The organism is Trinickia sp., from assembly GCF_051953405.1.
Taxonomy (GTDB): Bacteria; Pseudomonadota; Gammaproteobacteria; order Burkholderiales; family Burkholderiaceae; genus Trinickia.
In genome coordinates this window covers 19,741-41,453 of sequence record NZ_JBQCIV010000131.1, presented here as the reverse complement: position 1 = coordinate 41,453, position 21,713 = coordinate 19,741, and the positions used below count along the sequence as shown (strand labels likewise).

General features: G+C 62.4%; 14 protein-coding genes and 1 pseudogene. 1 reads left to right on the top strand and 14 read right to left on the bottom strand.

Annotated features, from left to right (window positions below; translation table 11 throughout):
- Positions 1–108: 108 nt before the first annotated feature.
- Positions 109–540 (bottom strand): hypothetical protein, encoded by a 432-nt coding sequence (locus tag ACTHN9_RS23885; RefSeq protein ID WP_440539282.1) that lies wholly within the window; start codon positions 538–540, stop codon positions 109–111.
- A gap of 172 nt (positions 541–712) precedes the next feature.
- Here ACTHN9_RS23885 and ACTHN9_RS23880 point away from each other — a divergent pair, with 172 nt between their 5' ends.
- Positions 713–2,761 carry a hypothetical protein gene (locus ACTHN9_RS23880; protein WP_440539358.1) on the top strand — a complete coding sequence of 683 codons (2,049 nt, stop codon included), beginning with the start codon at positions 713–715 and terminating at the stop codon, positions 2,759–2,761.
- Positions 2,762–2,808: 47 nt separating this feature from the next.
- Here ACTHN9_RS23880 and ACTHN9_RS23875 read toward each other — a convergent pair whose 3' ends face one another.
- The 13 genes and pseudogenes from ACTHN9_RS23875 to ACTHN9_RS23815 form a co-directional block, all read right to left on the bottom strand.
- Positions 2,809–3,531, bottom strand: a complete 723-nt coding sequence (locus tag ACTHN9_RS23875; RefSeq protein WP_440539281.1) for an SMI1/KNR4 family protein — start codon at positions 3,529–3,531, stop codon at positions 2,809–2,811.
- 130 nt (positions 3,532–3,661) lie between these two features.
- Positions 3,662–8,140: an RHS repeat-associated core domain-containing protein gene (locus ACTHN9_RS23870; protein WP_440539280.1), complete on the bottom strand. Its 4,479-nt coding sequence runs from the start codon at positions 8,138–8,140 to the stop codon at positions 3,662–3,664.
- Positions 8,141–8,232: 92 nt separating this feature from the next.
- Complete coding sequence (locus ACTHN9_RS23865; RefSeq protein WP_440539279.1) at positions 8,233–9,507, bottom strand: tetratricopeptide repeat protein; 1,275 nt, start codon at positions 9,505–9,507, stop codon at positions 8,233–8,235.
- A gap of 15 nt (positions 9,508–9,522) precedes the next feature.
- Positions 9,523–10,161 carry a hypothetical protein gene (locus ACTHN9_RS23860; protein WP_440539278.1) on the bottom strand — a complete coding sequence of 213 codons (639 nt, stop codon included), beginning with the start codon at positions 10,159–10,161 and terminating at the stop codon, positions 9,523–9,525.
- 56 nt (positions 10,162–10,217) lie between these two features.
- Complete coding sequence (locus tag ACTHN9_RS23855) at positions 10,218–12,491, bottom strand: type VI secretion system Vgr family protein (protein WP_440539277.1); 2,274 nt, start codon at positions 12,489–12,491, stop codon at positions 10,218–10,220.
- A gap of 9 nt (positions 12,492–12,500) precedes the next feature.
- Positions 12,501–13,619, bottom strand: a complete 1,119-nt coding sequence (tssG, locus tag ACTHN9_RS23850; RefSeq protein WP_440539276.1) for a type VI secretion system baseplate subunit TssG — start codon at positions 13,617–13,619, stop codon at positions 12,501–12,503.
- The gene (tssF, locus tag ACTHN9_RS23845; RefSeq protein WP_440539275.1) at positions 13,616–15,481 is read right to left on the bottom strand and encodes a type VI secretion system baseplate subunit TssF; all 1,866 of its coding nucleotides are present in this window, start codon (positions 15,479–15,481) and stop codon (positions 13,616–13,618) included. Before tssF ends, tssG begins: the two co-directional genes overlap by 4 nt.
- A gap of 4 nt (positions 15,482–15,485) precedes the next feature.
- Positions 15,486–16,031, bottom strand: a complete 546-nt coding sequence (gene tssE / locus ACTHN9_RS23840) for a type VI secretion system baseplate subunit TssE (protein WP_440539274.1) — start codon at positions 16,029–16,031, stop codon at positions 15,486–15,488.
- A 13-nt stretch (positions 16,032–16,044) separates the two neighbouring features.
- Complete coding sequence (locus ACTHN9_RS23835; RefSeq protein ID WP_440539273.1) at positions 16,045–16,536, bottom strand: Hcp family type VI secretion system effector; 492 nt, start codon at positions 16,534–16,536, stop codon at positions 16,045–16,047.
- Positions 16,537–16,569: 33 nt separating this feature from the next.
- Positions 16,570–18,072 carry a type VI secretion system contractile sheath large subunit gene (tssC, locus tag ACTHN9_RS23830; RefSeq protein WP_440539272.1) on the bottom strand — a complete coding sequence of 501 codons (1,503 nt, stop codon included), beginning with the start codon at positions 18,070–18,072 and terminating at the stop codon, positions 16,570–16,572.
- Positions 18,065–18,625: a type VI secretion system contractile sheath small subunit gene (gene tssB, locus ACTHN9_RS23825; RefSeq protein ID WP_440539271.1), complete on the bottom strand. Its 561-nt coding sequence runs from the start codon at positions 18,623–18,625 to the stop codon at positions 18,065–18,067. The genes tssC and tssB overlap by 8 nt, the downstream gene beginning before the upstream one ends.
- Positions 18,626–18,661: 36 nt before the next feature.
- On the bottom strand, positions 18,662–19,675 hold the full coding sequence (gene tssA, locus ACTHN9_RS23820; protein WP_440539270.1) for a type VI secretion system protein TssA: 1,014 nt from the start codon (positions 19,673–19,675) through the stop codon (positions 18,662–18,664).
- Positions 19,676–20,249: 574 nt separating this feature from the next.
- Positions 20,250–21,668 (bottom strand): annotated as a pseudogene (locus ACTHN9_RS23815) (serine/threonine-protein kinase); the annotation flags it as partial.
- Positions 21,669–21,713: the final 45 nt, after the last annotated feature.

The following is a 21,713-nucleotide window of genomic DNA, read 5'->3' as shown; positions in this document are numbered from 1 at the left end:
CGGATTTCGATGCGACGATTTGAGAAAGGCGGCACCGAAGACGACGTCCCGTTCACGCGATATTTGCGTTTGGAGTACTTCGCGTTAGCATGCAGGCGTCGCGCGTAGTCAACGATAAATCATGTGCGACGACTGCAGTTTTGTGAGCACACCGCTCTTAAAGCGGAACCAACCTTCCGAACTCTGCATCACGACCTCATCGCCTTGCCAGAACACGCGTCTCACCGTCATGCGCTGACGCAAGCGCTGAACAAGCGGCGGGCGATGCCGAAAATCGTACAGCACCGGACCCGCTTCGATCTGCACAAGTGTGCGCGTGACGGTGCCATTTGCATTATCGACGTCATCGAAATGCGCGAGCGTATTCGCGTCCAAGCGATCGAACGTCTGCCCGTCCAACGTCCCCACAAAATCGCCGTCGACACGCATGAATTGCAGCGTGCCGGCGGGTGTCATGAATGGCCCCGCCGAATTGCTTTGCGCACGCGCACCAGCCGCGAAATGGGTCGCTGCGAGGACAACGAGGAACAGTCGTTTCATGTCGGGTTATAAGCGTCGGGCATTCCGATTGCTCCGGTAACGGCCGATAGTCGCACACGAGTATCGAGCCGTAAAGAGCCAAGCGTTCTCCGTGACGCAAATGACGCATCCGCATGTAACGAATACAAAGGAGGCACTCGTGAAGCACATCGTCTCGCGCTTGCTGATCGTCATGACGAGTGTCATCGTCGGCTGTTCCGGCGGCGGCAACGAAGATAGCGCATCGACCGCCAGCCCGCTGCTCGCGTTTCAAATGCAGGCCGGCGGTCAAACCAATGCGTTCTACCGCGAAGGCAACATCGCCGCGCATTTATTGATGCGTTCGTCGACGAAGCCGAGACTGCTCGTTGTATTTCCCGCCGGAAACAGCGGCACGGGATTGTGGTTCGATGACACGGCGCAGCCGGTCAATTGGAGCCTCGACTCGCCGATCGGACCGAGCGCGAAGCTCGACACCCAAGGCCGCAATCTGTATGGCATCTCGGCCGATGTGTCCGTCGACACTGCTCGTTTGACGCTGCGTGGGGCCTTGCTGACCTCCGTGCGATTCATGCGCGACTATAACGGTGGCTACCCGGCGCCGGCACAGGTTCAGACGCAAGGCGTCGTTGCCCAGAACACGATTAGTTGGCAACGCGATCGCGTCGACGGCGCGGCCGGCTATGCTATGACCGTACAAGTGCTCGGCGGCGGCACGGTCGCGACCGACGCATCCGGCGCACTTACGCTACAGGCCGCGCCCGGCAGCAATGCATTGCATTTGCGGATACTTTCCTGGACCGGCGAAACGCCGCTCACGCCGATCGTCCATGCGAACTTATTCAACGACACGGTCAACCCCGATACCCAGAGCCAAAACGTCGTCGAATTTTTGAGCTATCAGGACAAGCTTCTTGCCGGTTCGTGGCAGTACGACACCTACTTCGGCCGCGACACGCTGATCTCGGTGCGCATGCTCATGCCTGTTTTGCAACCCGCCGCCATCGAGGCAGGTCTGACGGCCGTGCTGACTCGGCTGTCGCCCGATGGCATCGTGGCCCACGAAGAAGGCATTGGCGAGTTCGCGGTCATCGACAACATGAAGAACGGCCGCGGCACCAACGCCACTCCCACCTACGATTACAAGATGATCGACGGCGATTACCTGCTGCCGCCCGTCATGGCAGCCTGGTTTCTCGACGATGCGCGGGGTCCGGCTCGCGCGGCCGCCTATCTCGCGCAAAGCGGGACCGACGGACAAACCAACGGAAGCCGCTTCGTCACCAATCTCGTGCATGTGGCGAACACCGCACGTGCTTTCTCGCAGCAGAGCATCGCAACCAACCTCATCCATCTACGCGCGGGGCAGATCGTCGGCAATTGGCGCGACAGTACCAATGGGCTCGGCGGGGGCGTGTATCCGTACGACGTGAACGCGGTACTCGTGCCGGCGGCGCTGCGCGCGGCCAGCCGGTTTCTCGATAGCGGGTTGCTCGATCCTTATTTGGACGGCAGCCAGCGCGCCGCGCTTGCCGACGCCGCACAGCAAGCGTCGATTTGGGAATCGGCCGCGCCGGCCTTGTTCGAAGTGTCCGTGCCGGCATCGCAGGCCGCGGCCGACGTGCCCGCCTATGCCGCGCAAGCCGGTGTGCCGGCCGGAACATTGCCGACTTCCGACACCGCGTTTTATGCACTTTCGCTCGATGAGCAGGGCAATCCCATTCCGATCTTGAACTCCGATGGAGGCTTCGCGCTGTTGCTCGGTACGCCGTCGGCCGATGTGCTTACGCGCATCGTGAGCGCGGCGGTGCAGCCGTTTCCGGTCGGCTTGACCACGAATGCCGGCATGTTGATCGCCAATCCAGCTTATGCGAGTACGTCGTTATGGCCGGAGTTTACGAACGCGGCCTATCACGGCACCGTCATCTGGTCATGGCAACAAGCGATGTGGGTGGCCGGGCTCGACCGGCAACTCGCTCGCACGGATCTGACTGCCGACGTTCGGACGCTGCTCGCGAATGCGCGCTCGCTCATCTGGCAAGACATCGCGAATGCATCCGACATGCGCGCGTCGGAAATGTGGACTTGGTCTTACGCCAACGGAACGTATCAAGCGGAGGCGTTCGGCACGCATAGCGCGGATGCTACCGAGGCGAACGCCGCGCAGCTTTGGAGTACCACGTATTTGGCAATCGCGAATCCGAGTATTTCGGCGCGGAAATACTGGTGGCAAAAACGTTGAAAGAAAGACAAGGATTCGCTGCGTAACACTGACCCGCAATGCCGCCTTCATGCGCAAGGATCGGCATTCTCCATAAAAATGCCGAGCCAAGTATCCATCGTGGGCCAAAAGTCCACGAAATCGGGCTCCATAGGCTTTTCATGCCAATAGATCAGCCCGGACGCGGTGCCATCGTCGTCGCAAGCAGCAAAGTTTAAGCACAGATAGTCACCTGCCCCGTTGTGAAAGACCGTGACGACATGCTGCGGGTCCATCGGCATCCGGGAGACGGTGTCAGGGCTCAGATCGAACTGATTCTCCGAAAGGAAGCACCAATCCTGGAGCGGTAGCGGTCCCATCGCGTTCGAAGCGAGAAACGTCCAGCCGTCGTGGGCCTCAGCGTAAAACCGTCGCAAGCTCCGTGGCACCGACTGCCAAACGCCCCGAAGCGGTTTAGGTACGGCCGCGTGGACCGGAAGGCGACCTTCGAAGAAGTTTATATCGCCTCGGTCGGCGGTATAAACATACAGAAGAGACGGCGATTCATCCTGGAATAGAATCAGCACGTCGTGCAACCGCGTCCGCACGAAGTGCTCCACCGACGGGAGTTCCGCCACGAACCCTCCCCAGCTTTCGAGAATACTGTCTCGCTTTCCACTAAGACCGTACTGCAACATCTCTCGCCATAAGTCCGGCACCTGGGCTCGCGAGGGCACTTCGTCTGGGGTCGTCGCAAGCTTCGGTGAGTCGATGAACCATTCCAGTTTCGCAAGCACCGCTGTCGTATCCATTTCTCGAACGCTCCTTTCTATCGCCGACCGTCTGCTGCTCGCGACCTGCAGGAATGGCCGCTGCGGCTTTGCGACCTCGAGCATGAGCGCGCCCAGCTCGATACGGCGATCGTTACCTGTATGGTAACGACTACCGGGCCCGCTGCTCGTGGAGCAGTTGATCGATGTATTGTTGCAACTTTGGACGCAGCTTCTTTTCCTCCTCCATCATCTTTTTTCGAAACTCTGGATCGACATCCACCTTGCCTTTCTCGTACCGTGTCCACTCTTCAAATGTTTTGCTCCCCTTCGACTCGTTTGCCGCTTCACTGAGGCCGACAAAATTTTCCTCGTAGTTCAGCACCTTTAACTGATTCCGAACAGTCAAATCCCAGAAGCCGTCCATGTTGGTGATGGCCTTAAAACTGACGATATGGTCGGCATGGAGGCGTTTAGTGATCTTCAACCCTGGCAACGCCGGATCGTCCATCCCTAGTCTGACGCCTCTATTTATCTGGTTGGTCAGGGCGGTTGTTGGCGTGCTCTTGCGCAAGTCGGTTTGCAGGTCCGATATATCCTTTTGCCTTCGGTCGATCCCCCGATTGTGGCTATCGCGCTCCACGATGTGCGGCGCTTCCCATATGCCGGCGTGTTCGGCGCGAATATGGGCATCGAGTTTAGCGATGCTAGCCTGCAGGTCCGCAATCTCGGCGTTGAGCGCTTTTATCTCCTTGTTCTTCCTTTCCTGCGCCTTATCTCGGTCCGTCGTGCCCGGATTCTCTTTGCTCTCGCAATCGGGGCACTCGCTAGACGGCTCGTTTTCGTGCAGCGGACACGCGGCCAGCCCAAGAACGTCTACCGCGACGAGCGGATTCGACGTATATGCGTACAGGTTTATCCCCCCCGATTGCCCCGCTGGATCGGATTGCAAATAGCGCCCCAGGCCCGGATGGTACGATCGGAACCGGTTGTAATGCAGCCCGGTTTCGATATCGAACCAGTGCCCCGGCCAACGAAGGTCGTACTCGATCGCATTGCCTGTCGCTACGCGAATCGACCCGTACGGCTGGATCTCTTCCGCGCGCCAGACATGCCTTCCCTCCTCGTCCTCAATCCGTTCGGGAAGCCCGACTTGGTTGCCGAATACGTAGTACGCGTTGCCCGATCCCGGATCGGCATCGCAGTTCGAGTAATCGATGAACATGAACGGCAGATACGACAACTCATTCACATAGACGTAAACCCGCAACCTGCCATCAGAGCCCACCTCCGCGGCCAGACGGTCGCCGTCCCAGAAGTATTGGGTCCGCGCTTGCCCCATCGCTTTGGCGATACGCCGGCACAAGCCGTCATACTCCGCGGTCCAGCGCTCCTGACGATCGCTCCATTCGACCTGCACCAGCAGATCGAGGCTGTTGTAGCGATAGGTCGTACGACGCTTATGTTCGTCAATCTCCTCGGCAACGTGATTGCGGCTGTTGTAGCGGAACGAACCGTACGCGGCGCTCGATAGGCGGTTGCCCTCCGTATATCGCATCCATTGGCACGTCGGCGTCGACAAAAGGTTACCGCCTCGATCGTACTCGAAGCGGCTGACGGGCCATCTATCGCGCGTCTCTCCGACCAGCCGGTGGGCGTCGTCGTATTGATAGTCCGTCGTGCCATCCTTGCTGTCGATCACCGATCTCAACTCGCCCGTCGCGCCATAGCGATATTTCACACAATGAATTTCCGTCGAACGTCTTTCCGGCCAAGTCACCCGGCCGGTACATCGACCGCCCTGATCGAACCCGAATAGCGCATTGGTACCATTGCCAAGTTGGAGTAGAAGCGAATCCCGCGCTGCGCGTTGGAGCCGATGGACACCCCCATCCGGCGTACGAATGACGACATCGCCGGCCGGGCCCTTGTCGTAGTGCACGACGTATCGCCCGAAATAGGTCGTCCTCTCGAGACGTTCATCGAGGAAGCGGTGCTCGACGCCGCGCCCGTTGCGCTTGTCGCTTGTGCGGCGCCCGGAGACGTCGTACGCGAGCTTGACGTCGACCTTCTCGGTGGATGCCCTTGTAAATTTGCCGCGGCGGTCGTACTCGTAGCTATGGGTCTCCCCGGTCGCCAGGATGCGCTTGTTCTGCAGCCCCTCCTCGCCCACCTCGAAAACTAGTAATGGATTTCCGGCTCCATCTCGCTTTTCGATCAGCCGGTCGCCCGCATCGTACGCGTAGGTCTCGCGCACCACGCCATGTCGCATCACACGTGCAATACGGCCCTTATCGTCGTACGCGTACGCGCTTTCGTTTCCGTTCGCATCGATGATCGTTGTGATTTCCTGCTTATTTGAATACCGATACTGTACGGTGTTGCCCAGCGGGTCGGTCTCGCTCTCGCGTAAATTCCACGACACGAGGCCATAGTGGTGCAGGCGCCCGTCTTTGTCCCAGCGTCGGATAACATTGCCCACGGCGTCGCGCAGGAACCGCTCGACGCCGCCGTATTCGTCTATACGAGCGACGACTCGCCCTCTCGCGTCGTGCCGTTCGCTAGGAAGAATCGCTGACTGTGGAAATAGTGATTCCGCGATGCGCTGTATTTCCGGTGGAAGCAGAACCGATTCTGGCTGCATTGTCGGCTCGGCCTCGCCCCATTGCAGAGCCAACGGCGTAACCGGTACGGTGTGCGCTAACGGATTCGGCAAGGCCAGCGCATCCTCCATTGTGGGCCAGCGATTTCCCCATCGATCCATACGCCCAGTATTGAGACCACGTGCATCATAGAGCCAATGCATCACGCGGCCGCCCGAATCGATCTCTCGAAGAATTCGGCCATCTTCGCCCGTAACGCGCTGCTTCGCTCCACCATAAGGGTCCACGATGCGCGTTACCGTGCGTGCTTCGTCGAACAGAAATGTCCATTTACCTCCGTCGGCACGCGTCACCACGGTGCGACCCGGCTGATAATCGAGCGCTACATGCCACAGCCCGTCCTGGCCGCCGCTCTCCACGCAACGGTCCTGGCTATCGTATCGGTAAGAGAAGGAATAACCGTTCGCGTCCGTTTCCCGGACCATCCGGCGCCGATCGTCGTACCCATGCGTCATCGCCGCGCCCAGGGAATCGACGAACGCCACCAGACACCCGGCCGCGTCGTAACGGTAATGGGCGATATGCTTCGTCTGTCCCTGTGGATCCGTGAGGTAAAGGTCGGCAAGATGACCGCTACCGTCATAGCGCAATTCGATCAGTTGCCGACGTCCGCCAGGACATTCCTCCTGAGCGATACGCAGGAGTGCTCCGTTGCGCGCATATTCCAGGGTGCTTCGAACGCCATCTCGGACCCAGCTCGCTAACTTGGCCGTACGATTAACGGCGCTCCCGCGCTCGAACATCATCTCGCCGCGGGAGCCGTTTCTAAGCACAAACCGACGCTCGTCGCGCTGCACCAGTTCATAGCCGGCAAAAACACCTTCATAACGGCCGCCAGGATTGCGCCGAATCGGATATTCCCCGTTAAGCGCGTCGACATAAACAGCTCGCGTGCGCAGCAGCCGCAGCTCATGCTGAAAGGCATGCCTGAACCCAAAGCCAAGCGCGCCATCCTGCTCGCGCCAGCCGCTGCAGTAGTAGCGCTCCCATTTGAACGCCGGCGCGGCCTTCGTTTCGTAGTCGACGAACTCATTCTCCGCGGTCCCCTTAACCACATCGACGGGGTGCCCGTCCCGGCACGGCGCGACCTCACCGCGCCTTGCCGCCCTCCGGGCTCTAACCTTCTTCCCAATACCATGCTTGACGCCATGCCACATCATCTGCGAATCGGGCATAGGAAACCCGCCGATCAACACGGTCGGGTTGCCGTCCAGCAGTACCCCCATACTCGGCTCGATCCCCGGGTCCTTGCCCATCAGATTGCCGAGCAGCATCATCGCGGCATCCGCGGTCGTTTGCGCGGCCATCATCGCCGCGGCCAGGCCCTCGCCGTGCTCGACGTCGCCGGCCGCGCCCGCGACACCCGCTGCGGGACCGATCGCCACATTGCCGATATTCCACGCCTTGCCCGCCCGCCCCATCCACCGTGCCCGGCTCGATACCTCAGCCGCTTCGCTGGCGACTTGTTCGCCTTTCTCGGCCGCCCCCGCTTCCTCTTCGCCGTGTTTCCCCGCATGTCCCATCGGGTTGCAGTGACGCGTCATGTCGATGCCCATGCGCGCCGCCCTCATACCGCCGATGAAGGTATTGCTCGAACCGGTTTGGATGTCGAAGTACGGTGTCAGTCCGCCGCAAGTCGGCGCGATGCCCATGTCCATCACGCGTGCGGCCGGCATACCGCCGATCAGTACACTCAAGCAACCGCTGCCAATGGTCGCGCCCACGCTCGGCAGCGGAAACCCGTCGCTCGGCGGATGATCGTGAGCATGCGGCGTCCCAAGATGGGCCGCGCCAATGGTCGCGGCCGGCATCCCCGGCATCTTGTCCAGCAGCGGAATCTGTGCGATCCCGGTGTTGAGCAATTGCGACGGCGCGCCTTGTAACGCCGCCAACGCGCTTACCGCCGAACTAAGGTGATGAAGCGTGCTGCCCTTGTTCGAAAATGTTTCCTTGAACGGATCGCACGTCAGATTGACCGTACCCAGCAATGCATCGCAAGACGTGTCGACTTTCGATTCCGATTGTGCCTTGTCGACCGAATGGGAATCGGATGCACGAATCAATCGGGCCGATTCATCGCTCATCGACGCACCCGCTCGTGCGCGCTTCCCGTATCGGCCCCGAGCCGCGCGGGAAAGCGATTCTTCTCCCGCTCGTAGACCTTCGCCTCGTTCTTCAAGCCGGCATTCGCATAGAGCGAAACGAGTCGATCCACGATGGACCGATGCAACCTTTCGCATCCGAACTGTTCGCATAAGCCCTTAGCATCGATCCAGCGCTTGGCCGCTTCCGCTGCCTTGCTGCAGGCGAGCAGCGCGATGCCGGCCTTCTCCATCGCCGCGATCTTCGTATGGACCAAAAGCAACCGCCCAGCGGCACTGCTTGCCAAATCGAAATAGGCCGCCGAATTCGCAGGTTCCCCCAGGGCCTGGCAGCAATCGCCGAGCGCCATCAATGCGTTGACCACGGCCAGTAGATTGCGACCGTCGAGCGCGACGGGTAACGCCCGCCGATACCAATTCATCGCGTCGCGCCGAGCGCCTTGGCGCAATGCCACATCCCCCAATCCATGCAGCGCCAATGCACGGCCTGTCGCATCGCCGCGCTCCGCGTGGAACGCATACAGCGCACGATACTTACCCTGCGCTTCGGGTAGCCGCCCATGCGCGAGGTCGACTGCCGCAACCTGCAGCAATGCGCCCATGCGCCGCGCGATCGGCTCGCCCTCATCGTTTGCAACGCCGACTAACTGGCGAATCGCTTTCTGCGACGAGAGATCCACGGACAAGATCAAAACGTGCTCGACCTTTCTCCCTTGTAGAGACGGGATTAAGAGCGGTCGGGCAGCATCGTCGCGAATACAGAACCGATGTCCTTCCATCCAATCTTCGAAGCCGTTCAGTGCGAACAAGTCCAGCATCATCTTCGAAAAACCGTCCGCATCGCCGAGCGACGAAGGTATCCACGACCAAACGATCGTCGCGCCGTCCAGCACCAATGTCCGAACGTGTGTCACCGCAATACGCAGCCGCTCAGCGGGTGCCCGCCGCGGATCGGTGCCAATCATCGGCAACAGCGGCCAGCGCGCCTCGCCTCGAATGTCGCGCATCCGATTCTCGTCGTCGATCTGACGGCTCAGCGATTCCATGCACGCTTGGGCATAGATCTCCACCGCATCGCATGGAAACGGAAAGTTCAAAAAGACGGCATCGTCGATGCGCTCGTCGAGCGCATGAAGCATCTTCAACACCGGCACTACGTCGTTGTCGGACATACCGAGCACCAGCGTGGGATCGTCCGGCTGCGCAACGAAGGCTTCAATCGACGATTCGATGGCGGAAAATTCCTGCTGCATGGTCGCGCGCGCTCGTCAGTTCAACCGGAGGTAGCGGCTTCGCACGACGGTGTCCGCTTCGGTCCGAATGTCGATGCCGCCACGCCCCCCTTCGAGTTCCAGCGTCTGCGCGGACAGACGCAACGTTCCGGCAACTTCGATATTCACGTTCTGATTGAGCAAGGTCACGACCGGTCCGTCCGGCGACGCACGCACCTGCAATAACGGATGCCCTCCGGCGTCGGACACTTGCACGCTCTTGCCCGATTCGAGCGAAAGCGCGACAGCGGGCTCGGCGACGGATTCGACAGGCTCGACCGGATCGCCGCTGCCTGCACGCCGAAAAACGCCGCAGACCAGATACTCGGGCCAGTTCGCCGGTGCCTGCATCACCACTCGATCGCCGATGCGTGCCTTAACGCCATCGACACACTCGAGCCAGCGCTCGCATACGGTCCCGTCCGGCATTGCCCATCGCACGCAAATGCGCCGGATGGCATCGGGGTGATGCGTGTCGGTTACCTCACCCATTAACGTCGCCCCTTCGGCCCGCCGGCTCGATTCGTGGGCATCGGCACCTGCCGACGCGCCGCTTTCGAACAATCGCCGCAAGGCATCGACGGTCTCCGCTTCGAGCGCGTCGTCTATCGTCGACTGATCCTGTTCATTCTCCATTGAATAGCTCCCGTGAATCGATTCGAATCGAGGCTTCGCCAGCGAGCTGGACTGCTTCAATTGATGTAGGCGATCGTCCCTTGGATCGTCACGCCCGACCCGTCGAGCGTGACCGAGCCGCCGCTCGTCGAGAGGACGATCTTCGTCCCCGTCACGTTAACCTCGCAACTGCCGCCTCCGTTATCGACGTAGATCTTCGGTGCTTGCAGCGATACGCTCGCCTTGCCGGAAAGCTTCAGATCGTTTTCGCCGTAAATCGAAACGCCCGTCGCATAACCGGCGATGTCGACCCCCTTGTCGTATCCGGCGATGCTCACGCCGCCCCCATAGCCGGCGAGGCCCACGCCTACCTCGCTTCCTGTGCCGCCAATGGAGACCCCGGCGCTGCCCTTGTTGATCGTCATCCCGCTCTTTCCCGCGCCCATTTCGATGTGGCCTAGTGCGACCGTGGATGCGACCTGCGCCGCCTGAACCGCATAGTTGCCGGCCTTCACTTGCGCGGCATAGGAGCCCACCTCGACGATATGCGTGCTGTCTCCCTTCACGAAGACGTCGCGTTTTCCGCTCGCCACCGCGACGGTGTGATTGCCCTTTACAACGGTATGACTACTGTCGCCGTCCACCGACACGCTGCGACTCCCCCCCACCCCATGCGTCTCATTCCCCCCAATCTGCGCAACCCGATGCTGCCCGATGCTCACCGTCTCGTTCTGTCCCACACTCCGTTGCCGGTTGTTTTTCACCTGCATGGTTTCGTCGTTGCCGACCGTATGCGTGTGGTCATGCCCGACCGACAGCGTATGATCGAGTTCCGTCTCCGCATCGAAATTGCGCTCCGCGTGCATCCATAGCTGCTCCGCGCCCTTGCGGTCTTCGAACCGGAACGCGTTGGCGTGCGACGCGGCCCCGCCCGGCGTCGAACGCGAGAGCAGCCCGCTTTGCGTCGCACTCATCGGCAGCCCCCAAGGCGGCATGCGCTCGCCGTTGTAGACGCGGCCCGTGACGATCGGTCGATCCGGATCCCCTGCGATAAAGTCGACGATCACTTCGTCCCCCACACGCGGGATTTGCACGCCGCCGAAACCGCTGCCGGCCCATGGGTTGGAGACGCGCACCCAGCACGAGGCGTTCTGGTCGCGCTGCCCATATCGGTCCCACTGGAATTGCAGCTTGACTCGCCCGTACTGATCGGTCCAAATCTCCTCGCCGGGCTGGCCGACCACGACCGCCGTTTGCGGACCGTGCGTGCGTGGCCTAGGCGTCATGCGCTCGGGACGATAAGGCAGTTGGGTCGGTTGCGCGACGAACGCCGTTTCGTGCGTCACATGCTCGTCGGAGCCGTCGGTCGCATACGGGTTTTCTTGGAATCGATAGCGACCTCGCACGACGAGGTACGCGCGATTCTGATCCGCTCGCGGACAGCGTTCGAGCGTGAACAAATAACCGGGCGCCATCGCACGGACATCGGTATGCGCCTCGACGCGTTCGTGTTCCGATTGCAATGCTTCGAGGCGAACGCGTCCATAGCGCGCGCCTAGCGCGTCATCGTCGTAGCAGCCCGGCCACTCGAAAATCGCGTAACGATCGTGGTCGTGGCCGCGCGGATCGTCGTGCTTCACCGATAGGTCCGCACGCGGCTTCGTATAGTCGTAATCGGTCGCTTCGTAGCTGCCGATACTGACTTCCTGCGCCGGCCGCCAGCTATCGATATGTTCCTCGTCGGCAATGGTCGCGCGATCCTCGCCGATGTAGGGAATCGTTTCGTATCCGGGCAGCGGCACGTGAGAGGATTGTCCGTCGCACAGCATCAGCGTATGCACTTCCTCCGTGTGCGCGAAGTAGTAGTAGATGCCTTCGCTTTCCATGAGCCGCGAGACGAACGCGGCATCTGTTTCGTTGTACTGGACGCAATACTCGCGCGGCGCGTAGTGCTCGGCCAGTTTGGTCTGCATGGGAAAACCATACGGCGCGAGGACTTCGTCGATCATCTCCGGCACACTCTTGTTTTGAAAGATTCGGCAGTCGGAGCGCCGCGTCGCCAGCCATAGCCAGGGCCGCACAACGAGTTCGTAAGCGTAGTGTCGCTGCGCTTGTCGACCGACGAGCGAGGCGCGCGCGACCAGACCGTTCAAATAGCGCTGCTTGCCGCCGCGCTCTTCGATGCGCACCGCGACGCGCTTACCGAGCAAATCGCGCAATGACACGCCGTAGCCGTCCGCAAGTGCCTCGATTCTGAATTCGAACAACCGGCTAAGCGCCTCCTCGCCCTCCAGCCGATAGAACTTGAGTTCGTCGCCCAGCGCAGTATTTAGCGTGAATATGCGTGACACGCTTGCCCCTCATTCGTTCAACGGCTGCGCGAGGACGCGGCGATCCACGCCGGCCATCGCACGATTGTCGGACCGCGCACGCGAGGAAGCGCCCGTCGCGCCCGTCGCGCCGATCGTCAGATCGTCGGCCGGCGCCGTACCCATACGGCGCCCGAGCCACATGCAGTGCCCCAGCCCTTCCCGGCTGCCCAGCGTGTTGCGCGGCACCTCGTCCGCCGCCAGCTCGAGCTGCATGACCCAGTCCAACTCCGCGCCGACATATTCGCGCACCCAACTAGCGACGCGCCGCGCATTGTCGCCGTTAGGCAGGAACGTCCGGTATCGTTCGAGCGACATCGGCCCAAGCAAGAGCCGAAAGCACGATTGACCGTCGCGCACCGCGCGGCCAAGCAGCGCTCCCTGCCCCAAGCGTTGCTCCGGCCGAGTGGCGTGCAGCGTCGTGCGTTGCGGCGCATCGATCGCCAACCACCGCACGACGTGCTCGACGAGCCTAACCGGGACGCCGAATTCCGCCTCGAGCATCTTCACGAGACCCTCGGGGTTGCGCGCATGCCGAGCCCAATGACCGGCATAAAAGCTCATTGCGCTCGCCGAAGGCGTCGCGCTCTGCGTTACCCCCACGCGCGCGGCCCGCCCCACGAGGCTGGCGGCATATCGATCGAACGGCCCGTGTGCCGCGCGGTCGCGAGCGACGACAGGCTGAGCATCTGCCCATGCGCGATAAAACAGCGCGATCGCGCGATGATGGAACAGATCGGCAAACGCGCTCAATCCATTGCCGCCGGCGTCGTAGGCCGCGGCATATTCGGTGACATGAAGCGGCATCGGCCCTTGCGGCCCGAACAGTCCAAATCCATAGATGCGCAGCCGATGCGCCGCGGCACCAGTCGCGCCGCTCGCCGCCTGCGCCACCATCGTGGGCGCAAACGAAAGCGACGGCGCCTGCCCAAGCCGCAGCGGTTCCTCGCGGGGATGGACACCGCGCCCGATCCGAGCATGCTGTACGGCGAGCGCGTCGATCCAGCGCAACGTACCGAAGAGGTCGTAGGCTTGCGGCGCGGCCCGCAACCGTCGCCAATACGCCGCGTAACGCTCGCGGTAATCCGGCATGGGATCGTTTGCGCTCATAGGATCGGGCGACGGCCGATACGCGGTCGCCACGCGGCAAGCTCGCCTCGCTGCAAGGAATACAGCGCAAACTGCGTGAAGGCGTTGATCGACGCATAGCGTGCGAAAAAATGTTCGAGCACGGCGCCGAACACATAGGGGCTTTCCCCCGAAAACGCGTGCTCGTCGACGGTCATGGCCATTCGTACGCCGCGCCCGAACGCAATCGGCCCCGCGTCGAGCAAGCGCTCGACAATAGGTGTACACGCGAGACGCCGGATGCTCGATATCTGTCGCACCATCGCCCCGTCGGCGGGATCGGCATACAAGGACAATCGCTCGCGCAGCTCGCGTGCACCCGTTTCCTCGTCCGCTCCGTTCATCGGCTGATAGCCGATCCCAAGGTGATCGATCATGCGCCAGATCGATTCGTCGCGCGCGAGCGCGGCTCTCGGCTTGGTCGGCCCTCTCACCAATTCGATGCCGTCGATCGGCAACGATAGCCTTGCGCTCAGGTCGGCGCGCGTGCCGGTCGCGATCGAGAGCGGCAGATCGCAATTCGTGCAGAGCACGTCCGCCGACAACAATTCGATGCGCTCGTCGAACGGGGCGTGCCGCCGATCGACGAGCGACACATAGATGTCCGTGCCGGTATAGCTCGCGCTCGCTCCACGCCGAGTGGGCTGCGCACTCACGAGCCGGTGCTCGCGGCGGGCGGAAAAGAACGCTTGGCGATCGTGTTCCGCGCCCCCGGACGCAAAAAACGGCAGAAACGACACGTCGCCCTCGTTGCCGAGCCGATGCCCGTTGACCTGCCGCACGGCATAGATTTCATAGTCGAACGGCCTCGTACGATCGACGACGAGCCGCCATTCCGAGTCATGCGGGGTAACCGGCATGCGATCGGTCGCCTTCGAAAACAGATTGACGATCGGCGTGCAATGCAACTTGACGTGATCGGTTTCGAGCGAGCGTTCGAGTTCGACGTCGGCATCGTCGAGCACGACGATCAGCTCTAGGCGAGTCCCACGCGTTTGCGCCAGTGCGCGTTGCAAGCCGATGACGGAGACGAACCGAAAGCGCGCGGGAAACGCGAAGTATTCGTGCAAAATCCGATGGCCCTCGAACGTTCTTGCGTCGGAAGGCAGCATGGCCTGTTCGCCGCTGAAGCCTTGATGTTCGATCGACGTTCGCGGGTCCAACCAATCGAGCCAACGCCCGGTTTCGGGTTCGCGGCAACCGATCGCAAGCGCATGGGCGTTCAACAGTTCGAGCAAGCGCACCGCCTGCGCATCGGGGCCGGCAAGGTATAGCTCGAGCCGCTCGAGCGGCAGTTCGGCAAGCGGCGCCTGCGCGTGGGCATCGATCGCGATCCGAACGGCACTGCGCGCGCGTGCGCGATGCGTTCGACCCGCGTCAGGAAGATCGGGCGGCACGTCCGCGATACGCACTTCGCCGAGCGAAATCGGCCACAACGTCATGGCATGTGCCGTACGGAATTCGCAAGGCGCGGCCGCCTCGCTCACGCGGCGATACAAGCTCGTGCCCGCCGGCACGACCTGGCCGCGCGCTGATGCACTCGCTCGCGCGTCGACATGAAACTGCGCGATGGCCATCGAAGGGATGGGCGCGCGATGATTCGGATAAACGACATCGAGCAACCGTTCGGAAAAACGCGGAAACTCCGCGTCCATCTTCAACTGCACGCGCGCAGTCAGAAAGCAGAATCCTTCGAGCAAACGCTCGACATACGGATCCGCCACGTCCATCCCTTGCATGCCCAAGCGCGATGCCACCTTGGGGTTGGCTCGGGCGAACTCCGCCCCCAGCTCGCGCATATAGCCGAGTTCGCGGTTGTAGTAGTCGAGAAAGCGCTCGTCCATGGCGTCACCGTTCAGCGAGCGCGCGCACCGACGCGGCGCCCGATTCGAGATCGAGGTCGGTGTAGACGAGCAGCGGGACCGGCCGAGGTTCGTCCCAGAGCTTCGCGGAAATTTCGAAGGTCAGCACGTTCGGATGTCCCGCTCGCGCGTCGTCGCCCATCAGCCTCACGTCGATCGACTCGGGCAACAAGCGGCTCTCGTAATGCATCAACGCTTGCCGTATCGCTTCCTCTACCTGTCCGACATCGAGCGACGACACCATCGCCCCCGCTAACGGCAGGACGCCATAGTTGACGACGGAGCACGCAACCTGCGGATACGCCTGCGCCTGGCTCGCATCGAGCAGGCGCGTCGCATTGAGCAGCCGGGCCATATCGCGCAGCACGCACTCGCGCAGCGGCATGGCCTGCCCGGGGCCCGTCCTGCCCTGCGCCTGTCGCGACTCGACGGCATCGGCGAGCCCCGGTTCGACGAGGCGGTCGAACAACGTGGGCGACAATCGATCTTTGTGTCGGGGCACCGGCCGCGAGGGTGCTAGCGTTTTATTCATGCCTTGGCCCTCGCTACATTTCCTCGTTCTTCTTGATGTCCCAACCCATCGTGACTTCCGCGCCCTTCCCGCCCGAAGGTGTCTGCTCCCAGTACTGCTTCTTGATACGCGCCGCTTGGAAACCGTAGCGCATCACAAGCCGATTCGGCTCGTCCTCGGCATCGGGGCCTTCGATCCGTGCCATCGTCACGATGACTTCCTCGAGCGTCAAACGCGAAAACTCGATTTGATCGCCGCCTGTTTTGCACGAGGATATTTCGACCTTCGACACATGCTTGCCGCTTGCGCAGTACTTCAGAATCGCAGGGGCCGCCTTGTCCATAAACGCCGTCACGATCAAATCGGCGAAGTTCGCCTTGCCCGCATTGCCGCCGCCCCCGCTCGACATCGCGGCAGGTTGCACCGCCGACCACGTAAACGATTGAATGTCGGTCCATCCCTTATGGCCGCCGTCCGCCGATTCTCCGGTCGCGCCGTCGACTTTCATAAACATCGCCATGCCCATCGCGTTCTCCCTTTGAATTCGAATGCGGATGACTTACTCGCCCGAGGCGCGAATCGCCGGCAACTTGGATACGAGCCGCAGCGATACCGTCAGCCCTTCCAATTGATAGTGCGGGCGCAGAAAGAACTTGGCCGCGTAATAGCCCGGGTTGTCCTCCATTTCATCGACGACGACCTCCGCTGCCGCCAGCGGCTTGCGGGCTTTGGTCTCTTGCGATGAGTTGACGGGATCGCCGTCGACGTAGTTCATGATCCAGTCGTTTAGCCAGCGTTGCATGTCGCTACGTTCGCGGAAGGAGCCGACTTTGTCGCGCACGATACATTTCAGGTAATGCGCGAATCGGTTGCAGGCGAACAGATACGGCAGCCTGGCCGAGAGACGCGCATTGGCCGTGGCGTCGGGATCGTGATATTCGCCCGGCTGATAAAGCGATTGGGCACCGATAAATGCCGCCGAATCGGAGTTTTTCCGATGCACGAGCGGGATGAAGCCGTTTTTCGCGAGTTCGGCTTCGCGGCGGTCGCTGATCGCGATCTCCGTCGGACACTTCAGATCGACGCCGCCGTCGTCGGTCGGGAAGGTATGGCAAGGCAAGTTCTCCACCGCGCCCCCCGATTCGACGCCGCGAATGGCGGAACACCAGCCGTACAGCTTGAACGAGCGATTGATATTCGTGGCCATCGCGAACGCGGCGTTGACCCATGTATAGCGGTCGTGCCGCGCGCTCGCCGTGTCTTCTTCGAAATCGAACGCTTCGACCGGGTTCGTGCGCGCGCCGTATGGCACACGCCCCAAAAAACGCGGCATCGCAAGCCCGACGTAGCGCGCGTCCTCCGATTGCCGAAGGCTGCGCCACGCCGCGTATTCCGTGTTCTGGAAAATTTTCGTGAGATCGCGCGGATTCGACAGCTCTTGCCAAGAGTCCATTTGCATCAACGACGATGCCGCTCCGGCAATGAACGGGGCATGCGCAGCCGCCGAGATTTTCGATATTTCGCGCAGCATTTCCACGTCGGGCGGGCTATGGTCGAAGTAATAGTCGCCGACGAGACAACCGAACGGTTCTCCGCCGAGCTGACCATACTCCTGCTCGTACACCTTCTTGAACAGCGGGCTCTGATCCCAGCCCACGCCTTTGTGACGTTTGAGCATGCGGGCAAGCTCGCTTTTCGTCGCAGGCAACACGCGGATCTTGAGCAGCTCGTCGGTTTCCGTGTTGCCGACCAGATAGTGCAAGCCCCGCCACGCGGATTCGAGCCGCTGAAACTCCGCGTGATGAAGGATCTCGTTGATCTGGCTCGTCAGCTTGCCGTCGATCTGCGCGATCAATTGGCGAATCGTATCGTAGGCGTCGTCCGACGCCGTGACCGAGTGTTCGAGCGCCTGATGCGCGAGCGTACGCATCGCATTTTGAACGGCGATGCGCGCTTGCTGCGTCTTCGGATTGATCTCTTTATCGAGCAACGCGGTGAACTGATCGCCGGCGAGAACCGCGAGCGGGCGGCTCTGCTCGCGTTGGGTTTCGAGTCTAGGCATGGTCGTCTCCTTGGGACGTTTCGTCGCGGCGATCGCCTTCCGTTGGCTCGGCGGCGTTCGATGCCGACAGCTCCGTCAGCAGCTTCGTGTCCGATAGCGCATGCGCGACCAGCATTTCCGCACCGCGTTTGCCGTCGATGTAGGACAGCAAATTCGATAACTGCGTGCGCGCTTGAAGCAACCGGCGCAGGGGTTCCACGTTGTGCGCGATGGCGCCGGGCGAGAAATCGTCGAGACTTTGCAACGCCATCTCCACGTGCAGCTTTCCCTCGCCTGTCAGGGTATTGGCGACATCGAGCGATAACGCGGGCCCGATCGACCTCATGCGCTCGTCGAAGTTGTCGATGTCGATGTCGACGAAGTTGCGTTCGCTCAAGTCGGGCAACTCGCCGGCACGCGCGCCGGCCAGATCGGCCAGCACGCCCATCACGAACGGCAGCTCGACCTTGCGTTGCGCGCCGTACAGCTCCACGTCGTATTCGATCTGCACGCGCGGTGCGCGGTTGCGGGCGATGAATTTCTGTCCGCTCGCCGATGGTTTCGTTGCAGGCATAACGTCTCCCTCCTCTAAGGTTCGATGCGCGGGCGGTTACGTTGCTCCACGGTCTCGCTCCGCACTCCGCCCAGTCAATACGTCGAGCTGGGGCAAGCCGTCGGGCGCCAGGTCCCGCATGATTTCGTAGAAATCGAGTGTCAACAGGCGCTCGACGCGACGCAACAGCAATGGCGCCGGGTGGCTCGGCTCATAGCGCTCGAAGTAACGGCGCAACTCGGCCAAGCAACGCGTGACGTCGCCGCGCGTACGGATCTCGGTGGGCGTCAGCGCGGGCGATGGCAGCGGCGACGGTGCCTGCGTCTCGCTTGGCGCGAGCGCGCCCTCCTTCTCGTCGTGTTCCCCGCTAACGACCGCCAAGCTTTCGGCGACAGCCGACAAATCGCGCTCGATTGCGCTCGCCTCGAATGCCCATTCGTGACCGAGGCGCTGACTCACCGTCTCGCGAACGGTATGCAATGCGTCGAGCGCGTCCAACGCCGCGACAAGCGCCGGCTCCGCGCTCGCGTAGGCTGCCCGCAGATCGGCGACGACACGCGCGTCGGTAGCGGCCGGTTCCTGGGCCGGCGTTCGCAGACGCGCGAGAGCGGCCGCTAGCGCTCTCGCGTTCATGCTGGCGATCAACGCGCACTCGCGCACCGCTTGCGTGCAGCCGCTCTCGCCCGCTAGTTCGCGCAGGACGTTCACGCGCGGCAGCGGGTCGAATTGACCTTCGATCTCCAACTGAGGATGAACCTTGTCCCAGTATGTTTCGAGCAAGGCCGCCGTCACCTTCAGCCCCTGCGCCAAGCCCGCGAAACCGCGCGCTTGTACCCAGGCTCGCGTGAGTTGCGCGACGACACGCAGATCCTTCGTGCGTGCGAGCAACGCGGCTGCGCACCGCTCCACGCGCCTCCAATCGGGCGGCTCGGCAGCGATCAACGTGTCGCCGTATTGCTGATCCGATTTGCCGCTTGCGTACTCTTGCAGCAGCAGGAACTCGGCGTCGTATTCGAGATTCGGACCGCAAGGGCAATCCTCATCGATCGGCGCGAGCGACACCTCCATCATGGGATCCTCACTCGAACGAATAGCGAATATCGACGGGCGCTTCGCCGACATCGAGCGTCAGCACGCGCACGAACGGCGGCAGCCTGCCGTTGCGGATTTCGATGCGGTAGGTGCCCGGCGCGAGATTCATCGATCGAAACGGCGGACTGACGCCGCGCTTCACGCCGTTGACATACACCTCGCCCCACGGAATCACGTACAAGCGCACCGAGACAGGCCGGAACGCGTTGATTCTCGCCGTCGCCGTCGCCGTCGCGGCCGGCGGGACAACGGGCGGCTCGTGGCGCTGCGCCGGCTCCATGGCAAGCGCCGACGGACTCGACGATTCGTGATCCGGGGCAACCGACGGTGCGACCGCGCGCGCCGCTTCGGTCGCCGGTGCGGTATCGGCTAATGCGGGCGCAGGCCCGGGTGTCGCAGCCGATGCCGGCATTCCCGTCCCGGCAGAGGTCGCGCTCGACGAAGCGAGCTGCGCAGTCGGCGCCATCGCAGGCGGCTGAGCGGCTGCCGTCGGCGTTTTCGCTGGCTGTTGCACCGGCTGTTGCACCGGCTGTGGCAACGGCTGTGGCAACGGCTGTGGCAACGGCGGCGGCGTAGCCGGCATCTGCGCCGTCGTTTGTGCGGCGGGCTCGGCAACAGTCGGCTCCGATGGCCGGAGCGCCAAACGGAGCAGCGTCACGCCGCCTATCACGATCGCCGCCAGCGTCAGTGCGGGCAACGCGAACCGGCGCGCAGCAAATCGATGGCGCGTCGCGCTCGCGTGCCCATCGGTCTCGCCGGCTGTCGACACAGCGGCCGCCATCGTCGAAGCCGGCGGCTCGCGCCCTTCTGTGTCGGTCGCTGCATCAACGCTCGGCGCCGTCGTCGATGCAACGCCGACCCGAGTCGCTTTCTGGGCGCTGTCGTCATTCGAGTCCCGCGGCGCCGGAGCGGGCTCCGGCGGCGGTGGCGCAGCGACGCCGGCAACGGGGTTCGGCGGCGGATCGGCCACTGCTACCGCTGCCGGCGCATGGATCGCCGCTGCGCGATCGGGCGGGACGAACACGCCGATCGTCGGCTCGCGCAAGCCTAGCCGTTGCGCGAACGCCGACACGGAGTCGGGCCGATCTTCGATCCGCAGTGCGAGCGCCTCGTCGATGGCGGCCAGAACATGCTCGTTGTAATGCGTGCCCTCCTCGGGCAGCGGCCGGCTCGCGAGCGGCCGGTATTGGTCCTGAATGCTGCGCACGACAGCCGCTGGCGGCAACTCGCCCGTGATGAGCGCGTAAGCAACGGCGCCAAGCGCATAGAGGTCCGTCCATGGCCCCTGCCGGAAAGCCGGGTCGTCGGTGTATTGTTCGATCGGCGCGTAGCCCGGCTTCAGAATCATCGCCGTTTCGTCGACGAGATCGCCGATCAACTTGCGCGCCGCGCCGAAATCCAGCAGGACCGGCTGTCCTCCCGGCTGCACGAGAATATTGTCGAGCGAAATGTCGCGATGGAAGCATTGCGCGCGGTGCAGCGTATCGAGCGCACCCAATAGTGCCGCCAGCAATTCGAGCAGCTCCGGCTCGCTCATGCGCGCTGCCCGGCGGTTTCGTTGCGCAAGGGTCTGGCCGTCGTAAAACGGCATCACCATATACGCGGTGCCGTGGCTCTCCCAAAAGTGAAGCACCTTGAGCAGCCCCGGGTGATCGAACTGCGCCAGCAAGCGCGCCTCGTTCAGAAACGCGGTACGGCCCGCCTCGAACGCATGCGAATAGCGCGGCGCGCGCAGCCCGACGGTATAGTCGCCGGCACGCAGCGCCAACATCGCCGGCATGTATTCCTTGACCGCGACGGTGCGTTGCAGCGTCCGGTCGAAGGCGCGATAGACGATGCCGAAGCCACCCGTGCCGATCACCGAGTCGAGTTCGAACTCGCCTAGGCGGTGGCGCGCGGGTAGCGGCCTGACCTTCGCGCTCGCGTCGCGATCGGCGCTCACCTCGCCTTCGGCAAATCGCGATTCCGTCATAAACATCCCCTTCAAAATCTCGTGCGCCGCGGCCGCAAAGGCCGC